Here is a 17611-nt window from a genome sequence, read left to right as displayed (position 1 = left end):
TGCTCCTACTGGGCCGCTTCGAACAGCGAGAGGACCTGGGTCTGAGGGTCGGTGAGGGTGAGGGTGACCACGGGGCGGCCGAGTGCGGTGAGCACCTGGGCGTCACCGGCAGCCTGTGCGCGGATCAGTTCGCCGAACGTGAAAGGACGCCCGGGGATCTCGAGGTCGACGTCCGTCGACTCGAGGATCTGCACGAAAACGCCTTCGGCCGGGCCGCCCTTGTGGAACTGTCCCGTCGAATGGAGGAATCGCGGGCCCCAGCCGAAAGTGGTCGGCCGGCCGCTCTCGGCGGCGACGAGCTCCCGCCAGCCGGCGAGTTGCGGCAGCGAGGTGCGATCGACGTAAGCCTGGATCGAGACGTATCCCGTGGAGGACAACCGCTGCCACAGGTCGCGCAGGACCCCGGCGAGAGTTCCCGACGACGCCAGCGACGGCTCGGACACGCGCACCTCGACTCCACCGTCGACGAAGGTCGGCGCGGTGGGTGCGGGACGTTCGGCCAGCAGGCCGCGCGTCGCGGTCTTGGCGGCCTCGACGTCGGGCTGGTCGAACGGATTGATCTCCAGCAGGAAGCCCGCGATCGCGGTGGCGTACTCCCACACCACGAACTGAGCCCCGAGCGATCCGCTGATCACGATCTCGTCGGGGTGCTGCTCCAGGATCTGGAAGTGGACGGCGTCGTCGACGATCCGGACGATCTGCATGTCCGCGGGAGTTTGGTCGACCTCAGGCGACAACGGCAAGAGGACCACGGGGAGGATCCCCGTGCCCTGCTTGCCGGTGGACTCGGCCACCAGCTGCTCCACCCAGTCGGGCAGACCCACGATGTGCGTTCTATCGCTGACGAGGCCGAGCTTGTCGCGGCGATGCGTGCCGTCGGTGCCCGCGATGGCCGCCGCCAGCACGAGCGCCGGATTGCGCTGGTCGTCGATCGCCACCTCGAGGAGCGTGGCCTCCGCCTCGTCGAGCAGTTCACCGATGTCGGCGCCCGCGAGGCCTGCGGGAACCAACCCGAAGGCGGTGAGGGCGGAGTAGCGTCCGCCCACGGTGGGGTCCGCAGTGAAGAGGTGGTATCCGGCGTCCCGCGCGACCCCCTCCAGGGGAGATCCCGGGTCGGTGACCACCACGGTTCGTTCTGCGGGGTCGATCCCGAGGTCGCGCCATGCGGCCTCGAAGGCCCGCAGCGCCGAGTCGGTCTCCACCGTGGAGCCGGACTTGGAGGCGACGACGAGAGCGGTGGCCGCGAGGCCCCCGTGCGCATCGCCGTCGATCGCCGCGAGGACCTGGCTCGGGGAGGTGGAGTCGAGGACGACCAAGGGGACTCCGGCCGTCTGGGTGATCACCTCCGGGGCCAGGGACGAGCCGCCCATGCCCGCCAGAACGACCCGCGTGATCCCGAGGGCACGGAGCCGCACGCGCAGGGTCTCGATCTCGCTCACCAGTGGCCGCGACACCGACACCGCCTGGACCCAGCCGAGGCGTCGCGCGGCTTCGGCTGCGGCCGCCGGACCCCACAGGTCCGCGTCCGCCGCCGTGATCCTGCTCGCGACGAGGTCATCGATCAGTCGGGGGACGGTCGCGTCGACCACGTGCGCCACGCGGCCGGAGACGTGGATCTCGAAGCTCAAGAGGCGCTCTCGGTCGACGCGGCCAGAGCGGCGCGCACGGTGTTCTGGAGGTCGTGCCACGAGACGATGAACTTCTCGACGCCCTCGTCCTCGAGCACCTGCGTGACGTCGGCGAAGTCCACGCCGACCGCGGCGAGGTTGTCGAAGACCTCGTGCGCTCCGGCGTAGGCGCCGGTGATCGTGTCCCCGGCGATCACGCCGTGATCGAAGGTCGCCTCGAGCGTCTTCTCGGGCATCGTGTTCACGGTGCCCGGCGCGACGAGCTCGGTCACGTAGAGCGTGTCGGGAAGCGAGGGGTCCTTCACTCCCGTCGACGCCCAAAGCGGACGCTGCACGTTCGCCCCGGCGGCCACGAGCTCCTGAGCGCGGTCCTGCGCGAACTTCTCCTCGTAGAGCTCGTACGCCAGGCGGGCGTTGGCGATGCCCGCGAGACCCTTGAGAGCGAGAGCGTCGTCGGTGCCGATGGCGGCGAGGCGCTTGTCGACCTCGGTGTCCACGCGGGAGACGAAGAACGACGCCACGGAGTGGATACCCGACAGATCGACGCCCGCGGCACGGGCTCCCTCGAGTCCGGCCAAGTAGGCCTCGATGACCTCCGCGTACCGCTCGAGCGAGAAGATCAAGGTGACATTGACCGAGATCCCTGCCGCGATCACCTCGGTGATGGCGGGAAGGCCGGCCTTGGTCGCGGGGATCTTGATGAGGGCGTTCTCGCGGTCGACGGTCGCCCACAGCTTCTTGGCCTCGGCGACGGTGGCCTCGGTGTCGTGCGCCAGATCGGGGGAGACCTCGATCGAGACGCGACCGTCGACGCCGCCGGTCTGGTCGTAGACGGGGCGGAAGATGTCGGCGGCGGCGCGGACGTCGTCGGTGGTCAGCGCGAAGATCGCGGCGTCGGCGTCGGCGCCGTCGGCGGCGAGCGCTTCGAGGGCGGACTGGTAGGAGTCGTCCGACGAGTTGCCGATGGCGGCCTGGAAGATCGACGGGTTCGTCGTCACCCCCGAGACCGTCCGGCTGGAGATCAGCTCGGCGAGGTTCCCGGAGGTGATCCGAGAACGCGAGAGGTCGTCGAGCCAGATGCTGACTCCCGCTTCGGACAGCTGCTGTGTGGGGGTGGTCATGCGTTCTCCTTGACAGTTGCGCGGGCCGCTTCCACGACCGCCTCGGCAGTGACGCCGAACTTCTCGAACAGGGTCTTGTAGTCGGCGGAGGCGCCGAAGTGGTCGATGCCGACCGAGCGTCCGGTGTCGCCGACGATGCTGCGCCACAGGGGTGTCGAGCCCGCCTCGACCGATACGCGGGCACGGACGTCGGCCGGAAGGACGCTCTCGCGGTAGGCGGCGTCCTGCTCCGCGAACCACTCGAGCGACGGAGCGGACACGACGCGGGCCTGCACGCCTTCGGCTGCGAGCGTCTCGCGAGCCGCGACGGCAAGCTGCACCTCCGAGCCCGTGGCGATGAGGATCACATCGGGCCGGCCGCCGTCGGCGTCGACGAGAACATACGCACCGCGCGCGACGCCGTCCGTCGTGGCGAAGCCGTCCTCACCGCGGGGGAACACCGGGATGTTCTGACGGGTGAGCGCGAGGCCGACGGGCCCGTCCTGACGCCGCACGATCTCCGCCCACGCGGCCGAGGTCTCGTTGGCGTCGGCGGGGCGGACGACGGTGAAGTTGGGGATCAGGCGCAGGGTGGCCAACTGCTCGATCGGCTGGTGAGTGGGGCCGTCTTCGCCCAGGGCGACGGAGTCGTGCGTCCACACGAAGATCGAGGGGATGTTCATCAGGGCCGCAAGGCGCACGGCGGGACGCATGTAGTCGCTGAAGATCAGGAACGTGCCGCCGAAGGGACGGGTCGGACCGTGCAGCTTGATGCCGTTGACGATGGCACCCATCGCGTGCTCCCGGATACCGAAGTGGAGAACGCGTCCGTACGGATCGCCGGACCATTCGTGCGTCGACCACTCGGCGGGGATGAAGCTCTTCGCATCCTTGATCGTGGTGAGGTTGGACTCCGCGAGGTCGGCCGACCCGCCCCACAGCTCGGGGAGCTGTGCGGCGAGTGCGTTGATGACCTGGCCGGAAGCCGCTCGGGTGGAGACGTCCTTGCCCGCCTCGAACGAGGGGGTGGAGAGGTCGGCGGGGAGCTCGCCTGCCTCGAGACGGTCCAGGAGCTCCTTGCGGTCGGGGTGAGCGGCGGCCCACGCGTCGAAGGACTCCTGCCACGCTGCGCGCTGCTCGGCTGCGCGGTCGGCGAGGGCGCGCGTGTGAGAGATCACGTCGTCGGCGACCACGAAGCTCTCGGAGGGGTCGAAGCCGAGCACCTCCTTGGTCGCGGCCAGCTCGTCGGCGCCGAGCGCCGAGCCGTGGATCTTGCCGGTGTTCTGCTTGCCCGGCGACGGCCAGCCGATGATCGTCTTGAGGATGATCAGCGAGGGCCTGTCGGTCTCGCCCTTGGCCGCCTCGATCGCGGCGAAGAGGGCGGGGACGTCCTCGACGTACTCGCCGGTCTGCTTCCAGTCGACCGTCTGCACGTGCCAGCCGTAGGCCTCGTAGCGCTTCTGGACGTCCTCGGTGAAGGCGACGTTCGTGTCGTCTTCGATGGAGATCTGGTTGGAGTCGTAGATCGCGATGAGGTTGCCCAGCTCCTGGTGACCGGCGAGCGAGCCGGCCTCGGCCGTGACACCCTCTTGCAGGTCGCCGTCGCCCGCGATGACGTAGACGAAGTGGTCGAAGGGGCTCGTCCCTGCCGGCGCGTCGGGGTCGAACAGGCCGCGCTCGTATCGGGCCGCGTAGGCGAAGCCGACGGCCGAGGCGAGACCCTGGCCCAGAGGGCCGGTCGTGATCTCGACGCCCTTGGTGTGCCCGTACTCGGGGTGACCCGGGGTGAGCGATCCCCAAGTGCGCAGCGCCTTGAGGTCGTCGAGCTCGAGACCGAAGCCACCGAGGTAGAGCTGGACGTACTGGGTCAGGGAGGAGTGGCCCGCCGACAGGATGAACCGGTCGCGCCCGAGCCAGTCGGTGTCGTGGGGATCGTGGCGCAGTACCCGCTGGTAGAGGAGATACGCCGCGGGCGCCAGGCTCATCGCCGTGCCGGGGTGGCCGTTGCCCACCTTCTCGACGGCGTCCGCCGCGAGGATGCGCGCCGTGTCCACCGCGCGCCGATCGATCTCATCCCATACCAGCTCTGACACCTGGTCGCCTTTCGTGAGGATGCGCCGGCAGCGGCCACGACCGCGATCGATTCCGAGCATCTCGGCCTCGACGGGGGAGTGGGCGGCACACGGGCGCGCGTAGGCTTTCAGCATATCGAAGCGGCATGCCCCGAGGTTCATCCGTTACGGCAGAGAAAGCCCCCGATCCGCAGGTGACCGGTCCCTTCTCCCGGAGGGAGGGAGCGGCCGCTTCGGGGATTCGATGCCATAGACTGTGCGGGACTTTTCCAACACCGGCGGGGGCGATGGACATCACGACGACGCACGGCGTCCGGCAATCCGAGGGGCGCCGCTCGACGGGTCGGACCGTACGCGCCTACGTGCAGCTCACCAAGCCCCGGGTGCTCGAGCTCCTTCTCGTGACGACCGTCCCGGTCATGATCCTGGCCCAGAACGGACTTCCCGACCTCTGGCTCGTCCTCGCCACCGTCGTCGGCGGGTCGCTGAGCGCAGGGTCGGCGGCCGCGTTCAACATGTATCTGGACCGCGACATCGACGCGCACATGCAGCGCACCGAGAACCGTCCTCTCGTCACCGGCGAGGTCTCGCCGCGCGGTGCCCTGGTCTTCGCGTGGACTTTGGCGATCGCGTCCACTGTGTGGCTGCTCGTCACGACGAACTGGCTCGCGGCCGCACTGAGCGCCTTCGCGATCTTCTTCTATGTCGTCGTCTACACGATCATCCTCAAGCGGCGCACGGAGCAGAACATCGTGTGGGGCGGGATCGCCGGGTGCTTCCCGGTGCTGATCGGTTGGTCCGCCGTCACCGGTTCGCTCACCTGGACGCCTTTCATCCTCTTCCTCCTCGTGTTCCTGTGGACGCCTCCGCACTACTGGCCGCTGTCGATGAAGTACAAGGGCGATTACGCGGATGTCGACGTCCCCATGCTCGGCGCGACGCGCGGTGGCACCCAGGTGGGGCTGCAGGTGATCCTGTACGCGTGGGCCACGGTCGCCTCGTCGCTGCTGCTGATCCCCGTCGCGCCGATGGGGATCGTCTACACGGTCTCGGCGCTCGTGTTCGGTGGCTGGTTCATCGTCGAGTCGCACGTCCTCTACAACCGTGCGGTGCGAGGTGAGCAGACGCGCCCCATGCGGGTCTTCCACGCCTCGATCACCTACCTGACGCTGTTGTTCGTCGCGATCGCCATCGATCCGCTGCTTCCCTTCTGATCGCCGCCCGTCGCCGGCGGAGAGGGCGAGATCCGGTTCCGATCGGACGGAGGGATGGTCCGCGTCAGCGCGAAGCAGCGCGATGGATCCGGTCGGCCAGGCGCGTGAGCGGACGGTACTTCGCCGAGAGTGCGACGACCGCTCGCCCCGTGTCGGGGGAGAGCGAGAGGTGTGCTTGCGAGCCCCACGTCCCGCCGTCGTGGTGAATGACCGGGCTTTCACGCCGGTGGTCGATGAACCAGCAGTAACCGACACCGAAACCCTTCGAGAGCTCGACGCGGGTCTGCAACGAGGCCCGCATCCCGGCGCCGATATCGGAGGGGCCATCGCCGAAGGCCGCGTCGACGAGACGGCGGAGGTCTGCCACATCTGTCGCGAGCATGCCGGCGGCGGGCATGTGGTCCTTCAGGTAGGGAGTCGGTCGTTCGCGCCGGTTGCGCCCGACGGTGACCCGATCGGCGGACTGCGCAGGTCGATCCGCCCCGGTGCGATCCATGCCGAGCGGCATCAGCACGCGCTCGCGCAGGAGACGCGCGTACGACCCGGCGCCCATCGCCGCGCTGAGTGCGTCGCCGAGGAGCCCCACCCCGAGGCTCGAGTACGCGAACGAGCGGCGTGGTCGCGCCCGGCTGATGCACTCCCGTCGGCCCGCGAGGAACTCGGCCGTGTCGATGTCGCGCCAGGGGTCGCGCGTACTGATCCCCAGCGCCACGGCGGCCTCGCGCCACCGCACGCGCGGCAACGTGTTCGGCAGTCCCGTGTGATGCGTGGCCGCATCGATGAGTCTCGGCCTCCCGAGAGGCGTGTCGCGCCACGGCAGTGGGGCTCCCAGTACGTCGTCGATCGGTTGCAGCGGATCGATGTCGCCGGCCTCGGCGAGTACGCCGAGGAGAACACCGGTCACCGCCTTGGTCACCGAGCCGATCTCATAACGCTGCGCCTGGGCGCCCACAGGGTGTCCCGCCGTCTCCCACGTTCCGTCCGGATGGCGCACGGCGACCGCGAGGGGTGCAGAGGAGTCGCCTGCCAGACTGATGGTCGCTGCAGAGAGATCGTGGACGGGGGTGGGACGGGTCACGGCAGCCTCGCGGATCGGAACGGTTAGGAGTCGATGTCGATCCTTCGCGTCATGTCGACGCGCCGCCTCCGCCCCGCGGGGGAGCCGGGTCCTCCTCCGGGTCCGATCTCGTCTCAGCGGGCCGCGTCGACCGCCGCCGGGTCCTTCGTCGCGTCGTAGCCGAGGTCGGCGTCGTACCCGAGTTCTTCGGCACCGGCGCGCGGTGCCGCCTCATCGGCATCGGACCACGTATCGGTGTCATCGGCGAGATCGTCGTCCGCAGCGGCCAGCTCTTCCGCGGTGGGCGCGGGAGCGAAGGAGCGCAGCGCGCCGAGAGTGAGGGCCAGGGCCAGGCCCACCAGGCCCGCGCCGATGAGCACCGTTCCCAAGACCGCCCAGATCTGACCGACGTAGACATCGTTCGTCGTCGCGGTGCCGTCGGTCAGGCGGGCGTCCATCCCCCCGAGCCGGTCGAGCAGGAGATAGGCGCCGGCCCCTGCCGAAGCCAGGGAACCGACGATCAGGACCCAGAACGGGACGCTACGCGTGAGACGGGGGGTGCGGGACATGAAAGCTCCTCGGGCGGGCTCAGGGGATTAGTCGCCGGCTGACGACCTCCGCCACTGTGCTCGGCCGACCCGAGGGGAGTCGATGGGGCGACTATGAAGCTGCTGTGTCCTGCGCGGGCCGACGAAGGCGGAGCACCACGACGGTCATCGTCGCGGCCGTCAGAGCGGCCAGGACCATGTGGACTCCCACGGCGAGTTCGGGGAGCCCGTTGCGGGCCTGGTAGAGCCCGACGGCGATCTGGACGATCTCGACCGCCAGGAGGGTCGTGACCCATCGGCGCGGGGGGAACCGGCCCACCCACGCGGTGACGGTCAGCACCAGAGTGAGGGCGAACAGCGCGTATCCGGGCCACGCGTGCACATGCTCGAGCAGTGTGGCGTCGAAGCCGTTGCGACCGGCCGTCGCATCTCCCGAGTGCGGCCCGGCGCCGGTCGTGAGCACACCGAACACGATCGTGAGCGCGAGGACGAGCGTCGTCACATGGGTGAGGATCCCGAACCATCGCGGGACCGCCGCCACGCGAGGTCCCGGGGGCGTCTGCAGTCGCACGAGGAGGGCGGCGGTCACGCAGACCAGGATGAGGGAGGCGACGTAATGGAACCCGACGATGAAGGGGTTCAGGCCCGTCCACACCGTGATCCCGCCGACGACCGCCTGCGCGACGATGCCCGCGAGCACGATCCAGGAGATCGCGAAGAGGTCGCGGCGATCCCGCCGCAACGGCCACACCAGCACGAGGAGAGCCAGCGCGAGCAGGCCCAGCAGCGGGCTCATGAGGCGGTTGCCGAACTCGATCAGAGAGTGGACCCCGTCATCGACGAGAGCAGGGGTCGGAACGAGGGAGTCGGCGGTGCACAGCGGCCACGTGGGACAGCCGAGACCGGATCCGGTCAGGCGGACGGCTCCGCCGGTGCCGATGATGATGACGTTGCCGAGGAAGTTCAGCCAGGCGATGACCCGCAGTGGCGTCCCGATCCGCGAGACGTTGACAGCCGGGGAACGACGGGAACGATCCGTCCGTCGATCGGCCTGGACCTCGGACATGGATCGCCTCCTGATATGCCGCCGGAAAGGGCGCTCGGCCACGCCACAGGGAAGGGGTTGCCTGTAGACTTGAGGGGTTGAGAGGTTCGCGCGCCGCGCGTTCTGCTCACCTCAAGTCTAGGCGCGATGAGAGCGCCGGCTGTGCCCGAGCAGTCGGGCCAGCGACAACACGACCGGCCCTGAAAGCGGCATCCCCTCCTCGCCCACTCCCGAGGGTGGGGGAATGCCGGAGCGGATGACACCGTTGCGGCCGAGAAGGAGGAAAAGCCATGTCGGATGTGCTCATCGACCGCCCAGAGCTCGAAGGGCTGGGGGTGTACGAGTTCGGATGGCACGACGCGGACGCCGCCGGAGCGAGTGCGCGACGCGGTCTCAGTGACGCCGTCGTGCGCGACATCTCCGCGCTGAAGTCGGAGCCCGAATGGATGCTCAAGACCCGGCTGAAGGGGCTGCAGCTGTTCGAACGCAAGCCCATGCCGACGTGGGGCGCCGATCTGTCCGACATCGACTTCGACAACATCAAGTACTTCGTCCGCTCCACCGAGAAGCAGGCGCAGTCGTGGGAGGACCTCCCCGAGGACATCCGCAACACGTACGAGAAGCTGGGCATCCCGGAGGCGGAGCGCCAGCGACTGGTCGCCGGTGTGGCCGCGCAGTACGAGTCGGAGGTCGTCTACCACCAGATCCGTGAAGACCTCGAGGCGCAGGGCGTCATCTTCATGGACACCGACACGGCGCTGCGGGAGCACCCCGAGTTCTTCGAGGAGTACTTCGGCACGGTGATCCCCGCCGGCGACAACAAGTTCGCCGCGCTGAACACCGCGGTGTGGTCGGGCGGTTCCTTCGTATACGTGCCGCCGGGTGTGCACGTCGAGATCCCGTTGCAGGCGTACTTCCGCATCAACACCGAGAACATGGGTCAGTTCGAGCGGACGCTGATCATCGCCGACGAGGACTCGTACGTCCACTACATCGAAGGCTGCACGGCGCCCATCTACAAGAGCGACTCCCTGCACTCCGCCGTCGTCGAGATCATCGTCAAGAAGAACGCCCGGGTGCGCTACACGACGATCCAGAACTGGTCGAACAACGTGTACAACCTCGTCACCAAGCGCGCCGTCGCCCACGAGGGCGCGACGATGGAGTGGGTGGACGGGAACATCGGCTCCAAGGTGACGATGAAGTACCCCTCGATCTACCTCATGGGCGAGCACGCCAAGGGTGAGACGCTCTCTGTGGCCTTCGCCGGCCCGGGCCAGCACCAGGACGCCGGCGCGAAGATGATCCACATGGCGCCGTACACCCAGTCCTCGATCGTCTCCAAGTCGATCGCCCGTGGTGGGGGCCGCGCCGGCTACCGTGGCGAGGTCCGCGTGGACGCCAACGCCCACCACTCGGCCAACACCGTCCGCTGCGACGCGCTCCTGGTCGACACGATCTCCCGCTCCGACACCTACCCGGCCATCGACATCCGCGTCGATGACGTCCAGCTGGGTCACGAGGCGACCGTCTCCAAGGTGAGCGAGGAGCAGCTCTTCTACCTCATGAGCCGGGGCATGCCCGAAGACGAGGCGATGGCGATGATCGTGCGCGGCTTCATCGAGCCGATCGCGCGCGAGCTGCCCATGGAGTACGCCCTCGAGCTCAACAAGCTCATCGAGATGGGCATGGAAGGATCCGTCGGCTGATGACCACAGCGACTCAGACCCCCGCCGCCGCGGAGGGTCACATCGACCCTGCCGCCTCGCTGACCTCCGGGTCGACCGTCCCGGTGCAGACACGGTCGGAGCGTCCCACGTCGTTCGACCCGTCCGATTTCCCGACGCCGACCGGCCGAGAGGTGAACTGGAAGCACACCCCGCTCTCGCTCGTGCGGGATCTGCTGCGCAACGAGCCCGGTCCGACCGGCGTCATCGCCGTCGACGTGTCTGCGCCCGCCGGCGTCGAGCAGCGCCGCCTCGCGATCGGTGAGGCACCCCGCGGTGAGGTCTTCCGTCCCGAGGACCTCCCGAGCGCCATCGCGTGGACGCAGGAGGCCGAGGCGCCACTCATCCGCATCCCCGCCGACACCGAGCTGGAGGAGCCGGTCATCGTCCGACTCACCGGGCAGGGCGGACTCGCGCACGCTCACGTCGTGATCGAGGCCGAGCGCGGCGCGCGCGGCACGGTCGTCCTTCAGCACGAAGGGCGGGCGCAGCAGGCGCAGAACGTGGAGATCATCGCCCGCGACGGGTCCGCGCTGACCGTGATCAGCCTGCAGCGGTGGGAGTCCGACGCCGTGCACCTCGCGGCGCACCAGGCCCGCGTGGAGCGCGATGCGCACCTCACCCATGTGGTGGTGACGCTCGGCGGCGGCGTCGTCCGGGTCAACCCGTCGGTCGAGCTGGCCGGTGCGGGAGCCGAGGGTCGCCTCTACGGGCTGTCCTTCGCCGATGCCGGCCAGCACTTCGAGAGCCAGGTGTACCTCCACCACAAGGGTGCTCACACGACCGGTGACGTCCTCTACAAGGGCGCCCTCCAGGGCAGTGACGCGCGGAGCGTGTGGATCGGGGATGTCCTGATCGGCCCCGACGCCACCGGCACCGACTCGTACGAGGCCAATCGCAATCTGGTGCTCACCGACGGTGCGCGTGCAGACTCGATCCCGAACCTGGAGATCGAGACCGGGGACATCGTGGGCGCCGGCCACGCGAGCGCGACCGGTCGATTCGACGATGAGCAGCTGTTCTATCTCCAGGCGCGCGGCATCTCCGAGGACGAGGCGCGACGTCTCGTCGTGCTCGGGTTCCTGGCCGAGATCGTGCAGAAGATCGACGTCCCCGGACTCCAGGACGAGCTGATCGCCGCGATCGAGGCCGAGCTCGCGCTCACCGACGGCGCGGGAGAGCAGGAATGACCGCCCAGAAGGTGCTCAAGCTCAGCGAGATGGAGCAGGACGCCGCCGTCCGCGTCGAGGTCGACGGCGTGCCGATCGCCGTGGTGCTCGACGCGCAGGGCGAGGTCCACGCGATCGGCGACCTGTGTACGCACGGAGACATCTCCCTCTCCGACGGGTTCGTCGAGGGAGAGACCCTCGAATGCTGGGCCCACGGATCGGCGTTCTCGCTGCGTACCGGTCGCCCCCTCAACCTTCCGGCCTACGAGCCGGTGCCCGTCTACGAAGTCACGATCGACGGCGACGATGTGCTCATCGATCCGTCCGTGACCAAAGAAGTGAACTGAAGAAGGTAATTGACATGGCTGTTCTCGAGATCCGCGACCTCCACGTGACGGTCGAGACGGATGCCGGCACGACCCCCATCCTCAACGGCGTCACCCTCACGGTGCGCACCGGTGAGACGCACGCGATCATGGGCCCCAACGGCTCGGGCAAGTCGACGCTCGCCTACACGATCGCCGGTCACCCGAAGTACACCGTCACGTCCGGCTCCATCACCCTCGACGGTGAAGACGTCCTGGCGATGTCGGTCGACGAGCGCGCCCGCGCGGGCCTGTTCCTCGCGATGCAGTACCCGGTGGAGATACCCGGGGTGACGGTGACGAACTTCCTGCGGACGGCGAAGACCGCGATCGACGGGGAGGCCCCCGCGATCCGTGCGTGGACCAAGGACGTCAAGGACGCGATGAAGAACCTTCGGATGGACCCGAAGTTCGCCGCGCGCAATGTCAACGAGGGGTTCTCCGGCGGCGAGAAGAAGCGCCACGAGATCCTCCAGCTCGAGCTTCTCCGGCCGGCGATCGCGGTGCTCGACGAGACCGACTCCGGTCTCGACGTCGACGCCCTGAAGATCGTCTCGGAGGGCGTCAACCGTGCGAAGGAGGCGACCGACCTCGGTGTTCTCCTCATCACCCACTACACGCGGATCCTTCGCTACATCAAGCCCGACTTCGTGCACGTGCTCGTCAAGGGCCGCGTCGCCGAAGAGGGCGGCCCCGAGCTCGCCGAGCGGCTCGAGAACGAGGGGTACGACCGTTACCTCGAGCCCACCGACGTGGTCGAGGCCTAGGATCGTCGCATGACCGCCACGCTCAGCCCCGAGAAGTACGACGAGGTGACCGAGTCCCTCAAGGACGTCATGGACCCCGAGCTCGGCATCAACGTCGTGGACCTCGGCCTGATCTACGACCTGAGCTGGGACGAGGAGAACGACGCTCTCGTCATCCACATGACGTTGACCTCGGCCGGTTGCCCGCTCACCGACGTCCTCGAGGAGCAGACGGCACAGGCATTGGACGACGTCGTGGAGAGATTCCGCATCAACTGGGTGTGGATGCCGCCGTGGGGTCCGGAGCGGATCACCGATGACGGACGCGACATGATGCGGGCGCTCGGCTTCGCCATCTGACGCCGCGTGACGCCGCTGCGCCTCGGCGGAACGAGTCTCGATAGGCTCGGACGGTGACTGCGGTTCCCCTCGAAGCCCTCCCTCTGGAGACCCTCCGACGCCGTTCGAGCTCCAAGTGGAGAACGTATCCCGACGATGTGCTCCCGCTCTTCGTGGCGGAGACCGACTTCCCCTTGGCGGAGGCGATCCGGACCCGACTGGCCGACGCGGTGGAGATCGGTGACACCGGGTACACGCCGGGCGATCCGGGCATCCGCGACGCGTACGTGGGCTTCGCCGCCCGCAGGTTCGGATGGACCGTTGACCCACGGCGGATCGTGACGACGGCCGATGTCATGATGGGAGTCGTCGAACTCCTCCGTGCCACGACCTCTCCCGGCGACAGGGTCGTCATCACGCCCCCGGTCTATCCGCCCTTCTGGATCTGCATCGACGAGGCCGGTGGCGTCGCAGAGGAGGTTCCGCTGCTGGACGACGGCCAGACGTGGCGACTCGACCTGGCGGGGATCGAAGCTTCCCTCGCCGACGGTGCGCGTGCCGTGCTGTTGTGCAATCCCCATAACCCCACCGGGTCGCTCCACGACGGTCAGACGCTCACCGCGCTCGCGGAGCTCGCCGATCGCTACGGAGCGATCGTCATCAGCGATGAGATCCACGCGCCGCTGGCGGCACCCGGCGCGGGCTTCACGCCTTTCCTCGCCGCTGGGCCGGCCGCCGAGCGCGTCGGCTTCGCGGTGACGAGCGCCTCGAAGGCGTTCAACCTCGCGGGCCTGAAGTGCGCTTTGATGATCGCCGCCGGCGACGAACGCGCCGCCGACCTGACGGGGTTGCCGCGGGAGGTCGCCTGGCGCACGGGACTGTTCGGCGCACTCGCGGGCATCGCCGCGTTCGAGCCCGAGTCCGACGGATGGTTGGACGCACTCTTGGCCCGGCTCGCCGAGAACCGGCGGCTTCTCGGGGAGCTCCTTGCCGAACACCTGCCGCAGGCCGTCTATCGAGCGCCCGACGTCGGGTTCCTCGCGTGGGTGGATCTGTCCGCCTATGGGTGGGGCGCCGACCCCGCCGCGACGATCCTCCGGGAATGCAGGGTCGCGTTCCACCACGGTCCGGAGTTCGGCACCGGGGGCGCCGGCCACGTGCGGATCAACGTCGGATGCGCCCCGGAGGTTCTGACCGACGCCGTACAGCGCGTCGCGGCCTTCGCCGCGTCGTGAGCGCGCCCGTCGTCTCGGTCTGGCACGCACGCTACGCGTGGGTGACCGCCGGCGCGGTGGCGATGATCTTCCTGGCCGCGACACAGGCGCTGGCGGTCACAACGGTGATGCCGGTCGTGAGCGCCGACCTCGATGGTGCCGGATTGTTCGCGGTGGCATTCTCCGGCACGCTCGCCACGAGCGTCATCGGAATGGTCGCCATCGGGGCGTGGTGTGATCGCGCCGCGCCGGCCTGGCCGCTGACGACGTCGGTGGCCCTCTTCGTCGCCGGCCTCGTGATCGCGGGAGGCGCACCCGACATGGTCGCTCTCGTGGTCGGGCGTCTCATCCAAGGGCTCGGGACCGGTGGACAGACCGTCGCGCTCTACGTCGTCGTCGCCCGCGTGTATCCGCCGGCCCTGCACGGCCGGGTGTTCGCGGCGTTCTCGGCGGCGTGGGTCGTCCCGTCGCTCGTGGGGCCGGTTCTCGCCGGTGCCGTCGCGGACTATCTGCACTGGCGCTGGGTCTTCCTGGGTGTGGCCGTGCTGACGACGCTCGCCTACGTCGTCGTGTACGCGCGGCTGCGCGGCTTCTCGATGACAGTGGACGGCGGGGGAGAGCGGGCGCCGATCGCGGGACGACTGGCCTGGTCGACCGTCGCCGCAGTCGCGGCCTTGACCCTCGGGCTGGCAGGCGAGTTCGGCGCCGTGGCGCCGCTCGTGGTCGGGGTCAGCGTCGTCGCGCTGGTCGTCGCGGCGCGGCCGCTCCTGCCTCGCGGGACGCTGCGCGCGCGGCGCGGCCTTCCGAGTGTCGTCCTCATGCGCGGCCTGATCGCCGGAGCGCTCTTCGGAGCGGAGATCTACGTGCCGTATCTGCTCATCTCCGACTACGGCTTCTCCTCGATGTGGGCGGGGCTCGGGCTGACGGGCGCCGCGCTCCTGTGGGCGCTCGGGGCCGAGGTGCAGGGCCGCTTCGGAGATCGTCTCGGGAACGTGCGCATCGCCGCGTGTGGCACGGCGCTCCTGGCCGCCGCCACGATCACCGCGGCCGCCTCCGCGATGGCGGGTCTCGCTGCGGGTGTCGTCATCGCCGGCTGGACGCTGGCGGGAGCCGGCATGGGCCTCATGTACCCGAGGCTCACGGTGTTGACCCTCGCGTACTCCACGCCGCACAACCAGGGATTCAACTCCGCCGCCCTGTCCATCTCTGACGCGATCGGCGCCGCCACGACCATCGCGGCGATGGGTCTCACCTTCTCCGCGCTGTCGGCCACCACGGCGGGATACCCGGTGGTGTTTCTCATCGGAACCGCGCTCGCCATCCTCGCGCTCGTGCCCGGTCTGCGTCTCGGTGATGCCCGCAGCGCCCCTGCGCCTGCGGTTTGAGCACAGCAGCAGGTAAGGCTAACCTAAGACCATGCCTTCCTCGTCGACCGCTGTTCGGCCTGCCTACCGACCGTACGCGGTCACCGTCTCATCTGTGACGCGGCTCTCCCCGCACTTCACACGGGTTGTGCTCACAGGCGTGGACCTGGAGTGGTTCGGAACCGGACGACTCGATCAGCGGATCAAGGTCGTCCTCCCGCTCGACGGCGGATACGCCGATTTCGGTCAAGAGGACGGCTCGGGCGACTGGTACGACCGGTGGCGTGCGCTCCCTTCGGCCGAGCGGAACCCCTTCCGGACGTATACGGTGCGGCGGATCGACCCCGCCGCGCGCGAGCTCACGGTGGACTTCGTCGTGCACCACGACGCGGGGCCGGCAGGTTCCTGGGCGGAGGCCGCCTCCGTCGGCGACGAGCTGATCGTCGTCGGTCCGGACGAACGGAGCCCGAACTCTCGGAGCGGCATCGACTGGCACCCGGGCACCGCACGCCGGTTCCTGCTCGCGGGAGACGAGACAGCGGCCCCGGCCATCTGCGCCATCGTCGAGTCGATGGATCCTCGCTGCGAGGCCGATGTCTTCATCGAGGTGCCTACCGCCGCAGATGCGCTGCCGGTCGACGCCGGATCCGCGGCCCGCGTGACATGGCTGCCGCGGGAGGACGCGCCGCACGGCGAGACGCTGATCCAGGCCGTCTCGGCGTGGTCGCAGGAACAGGACGAGCTGCTCACGCGCGCAGCCGCGCCCCGTCCGCAGGCCCTCGAGGAGATCGACGTGGACCGCGAGCTCCTCTGGGACAGCCCCGGCGATGGCGACGGCGAGTTCTATGCGTGGATGGCGGGGGAGGCGGCGACCATCAAGACACTGCGCCGACACCTGGTCTCGGGCTGCGGTGTCGACCGTAAGCGTGTGGCCTTCATGGGGTATTGGCGCAACGGGCAGGCGGAACGCACCGAATGAACGCGACGGCTCGCGCGCGCCGGGCGCGCGCCGTGCTGTGGACGTCGTTGCTGCTTCTGGCGGTCGCGATCGTGCTGAGTCTGACGGTCGGAGCACGAGCGATAGCCCCGGCGGAGGTGTGGGCGGCGCTCTCGGCACCGAACGCGTCCGACCCCGACCATGTCGTCGTGCTCGCCCAGCGCGTGCCACGGACCGTGATCGGCCTTCTGGCCGGAGCAGCCCTCGCCGTGGCGGGAGCGGTCATGCAGGGCCTCACGCGCAATCCGCTCGCCGATCCCGGGCTCCTCGGCGTGAACGCCGGCGCCTCGGTCGCGGTGCTGGCCGCGATCACTCTCCTGGGCATCGTCACGCCGTCCGGGTTCGTCTGGTTCGCTTTCGGGGGCGCGGCCCTCGCCGCGGTCCTCGTCGCGGTCGTGGGCTCGCGCGGCCCGGATGGAGCGCACCCCGCCAAGCTCGCCTTGACCGGCGCCGCGGTCACTGCCGGGCTCACCGCGGTGTCGTTCCTGATCCTCACGACGCAGCGCGTGGCTCTCGAGGTCTATCGGTACTGGTCCGTCGGAGCGTTGACATCCCGCGGCCTGGACACCGTCGTCCTCATCCTCGGCCCGCTTCTTCTCGGCCTCCTCCTCGCCGTCCTCTCCATGCGGGGGCTCAACCTGATCGCCTTGGGCGAGGACACGGCGCGAGGACTCGGACACGACGTCGCGCGCACTCGCGCCATCGGGATCACCGCGACGGTGCTCCTGTGCGGGGCCGCGACGGCGATCGCCGGACCCCTCGTCTTCCTCGGTCTCATGGTGCCCCACGCGCTGCGGGCGGTCGTCGGCGACGACTACCGCTGGTTGATCGTGATCGGTGCCCCGCTGGGCGCGAGCGTCCTCATCCTCGCCGACGTGCTCGGGCGCGTGATCGCGCTGCCCGGTGAGGTGCAGGCGGGTATCGTCGTCGCCTTCCTCGGTGCGCCGGTCCTCATCGCGCTGGTGCTCGGCAGACGGCCGGTGACGCTGTGAGCGGGGTCGGAGTCGTGCGCGCGGCCGCGCGCCG

At 69.3% G+C, this 17611-nt stretch carries 16 protein-coding genes; 10 read left to right on the top strand and 6 right to left on the bottom strand.

The features are described from left to right. Nucleotides 1-5: 5 nt before the first annotated feature. Genes QM591_RS10700 through tkt form a run of 3 tightly spaced genes read right to left on the bottom strand, consistent with a single transcriptional unit; the run spans nucleotide 6 to nucleotide 4821 of the window. Nucleotides 6-1628: a glucose-6-phosphate isomerase gene (locus QM591_RS10700; RefSeq protein WP_415132386.1), complete on the bottom strand. Its 1623-nt coding sequence runs from the start codon at nucleotides 1626-1628 to the stop codon at nucleotides 6-8. Then, a complete protein-coding gene (gene tal, locus QM591_RS10695; protein ID WP_415132384.1) occupies nucleotides 1625-2749 on the bottom strand; it encodes a transaldolase in 1125 nt (374 codons plus the stop codon). The genes QM591_RS10700 and tal overlap by 4 nt, the downstream gene beginning before the upstream one ends. After that, on the bottom strand, nucleotides 2746-4821 hold the full coding sequence (tkt, locus tag QM591_RS10690) for a transketolase (protein WP_415132382.1): 2076 nt from the start codon (nucleotides 4819-4821) through the stop codon (nucleotides 2746-2748). The genes tal and tkt overlap by 4 nt, the downstream gene beginning before the upstream one ends. A gap of 266 nt (nucleotides 4822-5087) precedes the next feature. Between tkt and QM591_RS10685 the strand changes: the two genes are divergently transcribed. Further along, complete coding sequence (locus QM591_RS10685) at nucleotides 5088-6014, top strand: heme o synthase (RefSeq protein WP_415132380.1); 927 nt, start codon at nucleotides 5088-5090, stop codon at nucleotides 6012-6014. A gap of 64 nt (nucleotides 6015-6078) precedes the next feature. Here the strand turns inward: QM591_RS10685 and QM591_RS10680 are convergent, their stop codons facing one another. The 3 genes from QM591_RS10680 to QM591_RS10670 all read right to left on the bottom strand — a co-directional run bounded on the left by QM591_RS10680 (nucleotide 6079) and on the right by QM591_RS10670 (nucleotide 8685). Beyond that, nucleotides 6079-7092, bottom strand: a complete 1014-nt coding sequence (locus tag QM591_RS10680) for a serine hydrolase domain-containing protein (RefSeq protein WP_415132378.1) — start codon at nucleotides 7090-7092, stop codon at nucleotides 6079-6081. A gap of 113 nt (nucleotides 7093-7205) precedes the next feature. Next, nucleotides 7206-7640: a dinucleotide-utilizing enzyme gene (locus tag QM591_RS10675; protein ID WP_415132376.1), complete on the bottom strand. Its 435-nt coding sequence runs from the start codon at nucleotides 7638-7640 to the stop codon at nucleotides 7206-7208. Between the two features lie 91 nt (nucleotides 7641-7731). Continuing rightward, nucleotides 7732-8685, bottom strand: a complete 954-nt coding sequence (locus QM591_RS10670) for a COX15/CtaA family protein (protein ID WP_415132374.1) — start codon at nucleotides 8683-8685, stop codon at nucleotides 7732-7734. A 269-nt stretch (nucleotides 8686-8954) separates the two neighbouring features. Between QM591_RS10670 and sufB the strand changes: the two genes are divergently transcribed. Genes sufB through QM591_RS10625 form a run of 9 tightly spaced genes read left to right on the top strand, consistent with a single transcriptional unit; the run spans nucleotide 8955 to nucleotide 17577 of the window. Next, a complete protein-coding gene (gene sufB / locus QM591_RS10665) occupies nucleotides 8955-10373 on the top strand; it encodes a Fe-S cluster assembly protein SufB (RefSeq protein WP_067159657.1) in 1419 nt (472 codons plus the stop codon). After that, nucleotides 10373-11581 (top strand): Fe-S cluster assembly protein SufD, encoded by a 1209-nt coding sequence (gene sufD, locus QM591_RS10660; protein ID WP_415132371.1) that lies wholly within the window; start codon nucleotides 10373-10375, stop codon nucleotides 11579-11581. Before sufB ends, sufD begins: the two co-directional genes overlap by 1 nt. Then, a complete protein-coding gene (locus tag QM591_RS10655; RefSeq protein ID WP_415132369.1) occupies nucleotides 11578-11907 on the top strand; it encodes a non-heme iron oxygenase ferredoxin subunit in 330 nt (109 codons plus the stop codon). Before sufD ends, QM591_RS10655 begins: the two co-directional genes overlap by 4 nt. Nucleotides 11908-11921: 14 nt before the next feature. Further along, on the top strand, nucleotides 11922-12692 hold the full coding sequence (gene sufC, locus QM591_RS10650) for a Fe-S cluster assembly ATPase SufC (RefSeq protein ID WP_415132367.1): 771 nt from the start codon (nucleotides 11922-11924) through the stop codon (nucleotides 12690-12692). Nucleotides 12693-12701: 9 nt separating this feature from the next. Continuing rightward, nucleotides 12702-13031 carry a metal-sulfur cluster assembly factor gene (locus tag QM591_RS10645; RefSeq protein ID WP_415132365.1) on the top strand — a complete coding sequence of 110 codons (330 nt, stop codon included), beginning with the start codon at nucleotides 12702-12704 and terminating at the stop codon, nucleotides 13029-13031. A 53-nt stretch (nucleotides 13032-13084) separates the two neighbouring features. Further along, a complete protein-coding gene (locus QM591_RS10640) occupies nucleotides 13085-14245 on the top strand; it encodes a MalY/PatB family protein (RefSeq protein WP_415132363.1) in 1161 nt (386 codons plus the stop codon). Beyond that, on the top strand, nucleotides 14242-15609 hold the full coding sequence (locus tag QM591_RS10635) for an MFS transporter (protein ID WP_415132361.1): 1368 nt from the start codon (nucleotides 14242-14244) through the stop codon (nucleotides 15607-15609). The genes QM591_RS10640 and QM591_RS10635 overlap by 4 nt, the downstream gene beginning before the upstream one ends. 31 nt (nucleotides 15610-15640) lie before the next feature. Next, complete coding sequence (locus QM591_RS10630) at nucleotides 15641-16567, top strand: siderophore-interacting protein (RefSeq protein ID WP_415132359.1); 927 nt, start codon at nucleotides 15641-15643, stop codon at nucleotides 16565-16567. Further along, nucleotides 16564-17577: a FecCD family ABC transporter permease gene (locus QM591_RS10625; protein WP_415132357.1), complete on the top strand. Its 1014-nt coding sequence runs from the start codon at nucleotides 16564-16566 to the stop codon at nucleotides 17575-17577. Before QM591_RS10630 ends, QM591_RS10625 begins: the two co-directional genes overlap by 4 nt. Nucleotides 17578-17611: the final 34 nt, after the last annotated feature.

The organism is Microbacterium sp. (genome assembly GCF_047607225.1).
GTDB lineage: Bacteria > Actinomycetota > Actinomycetes > Actinomycetales > Microbacteriaceae > Microbacterium.
The sequence above is the reverse complement of the archived record's forward strand: the minus strand, read 5'-3'. Positions and strand labels throughout refer to the sequence as shown.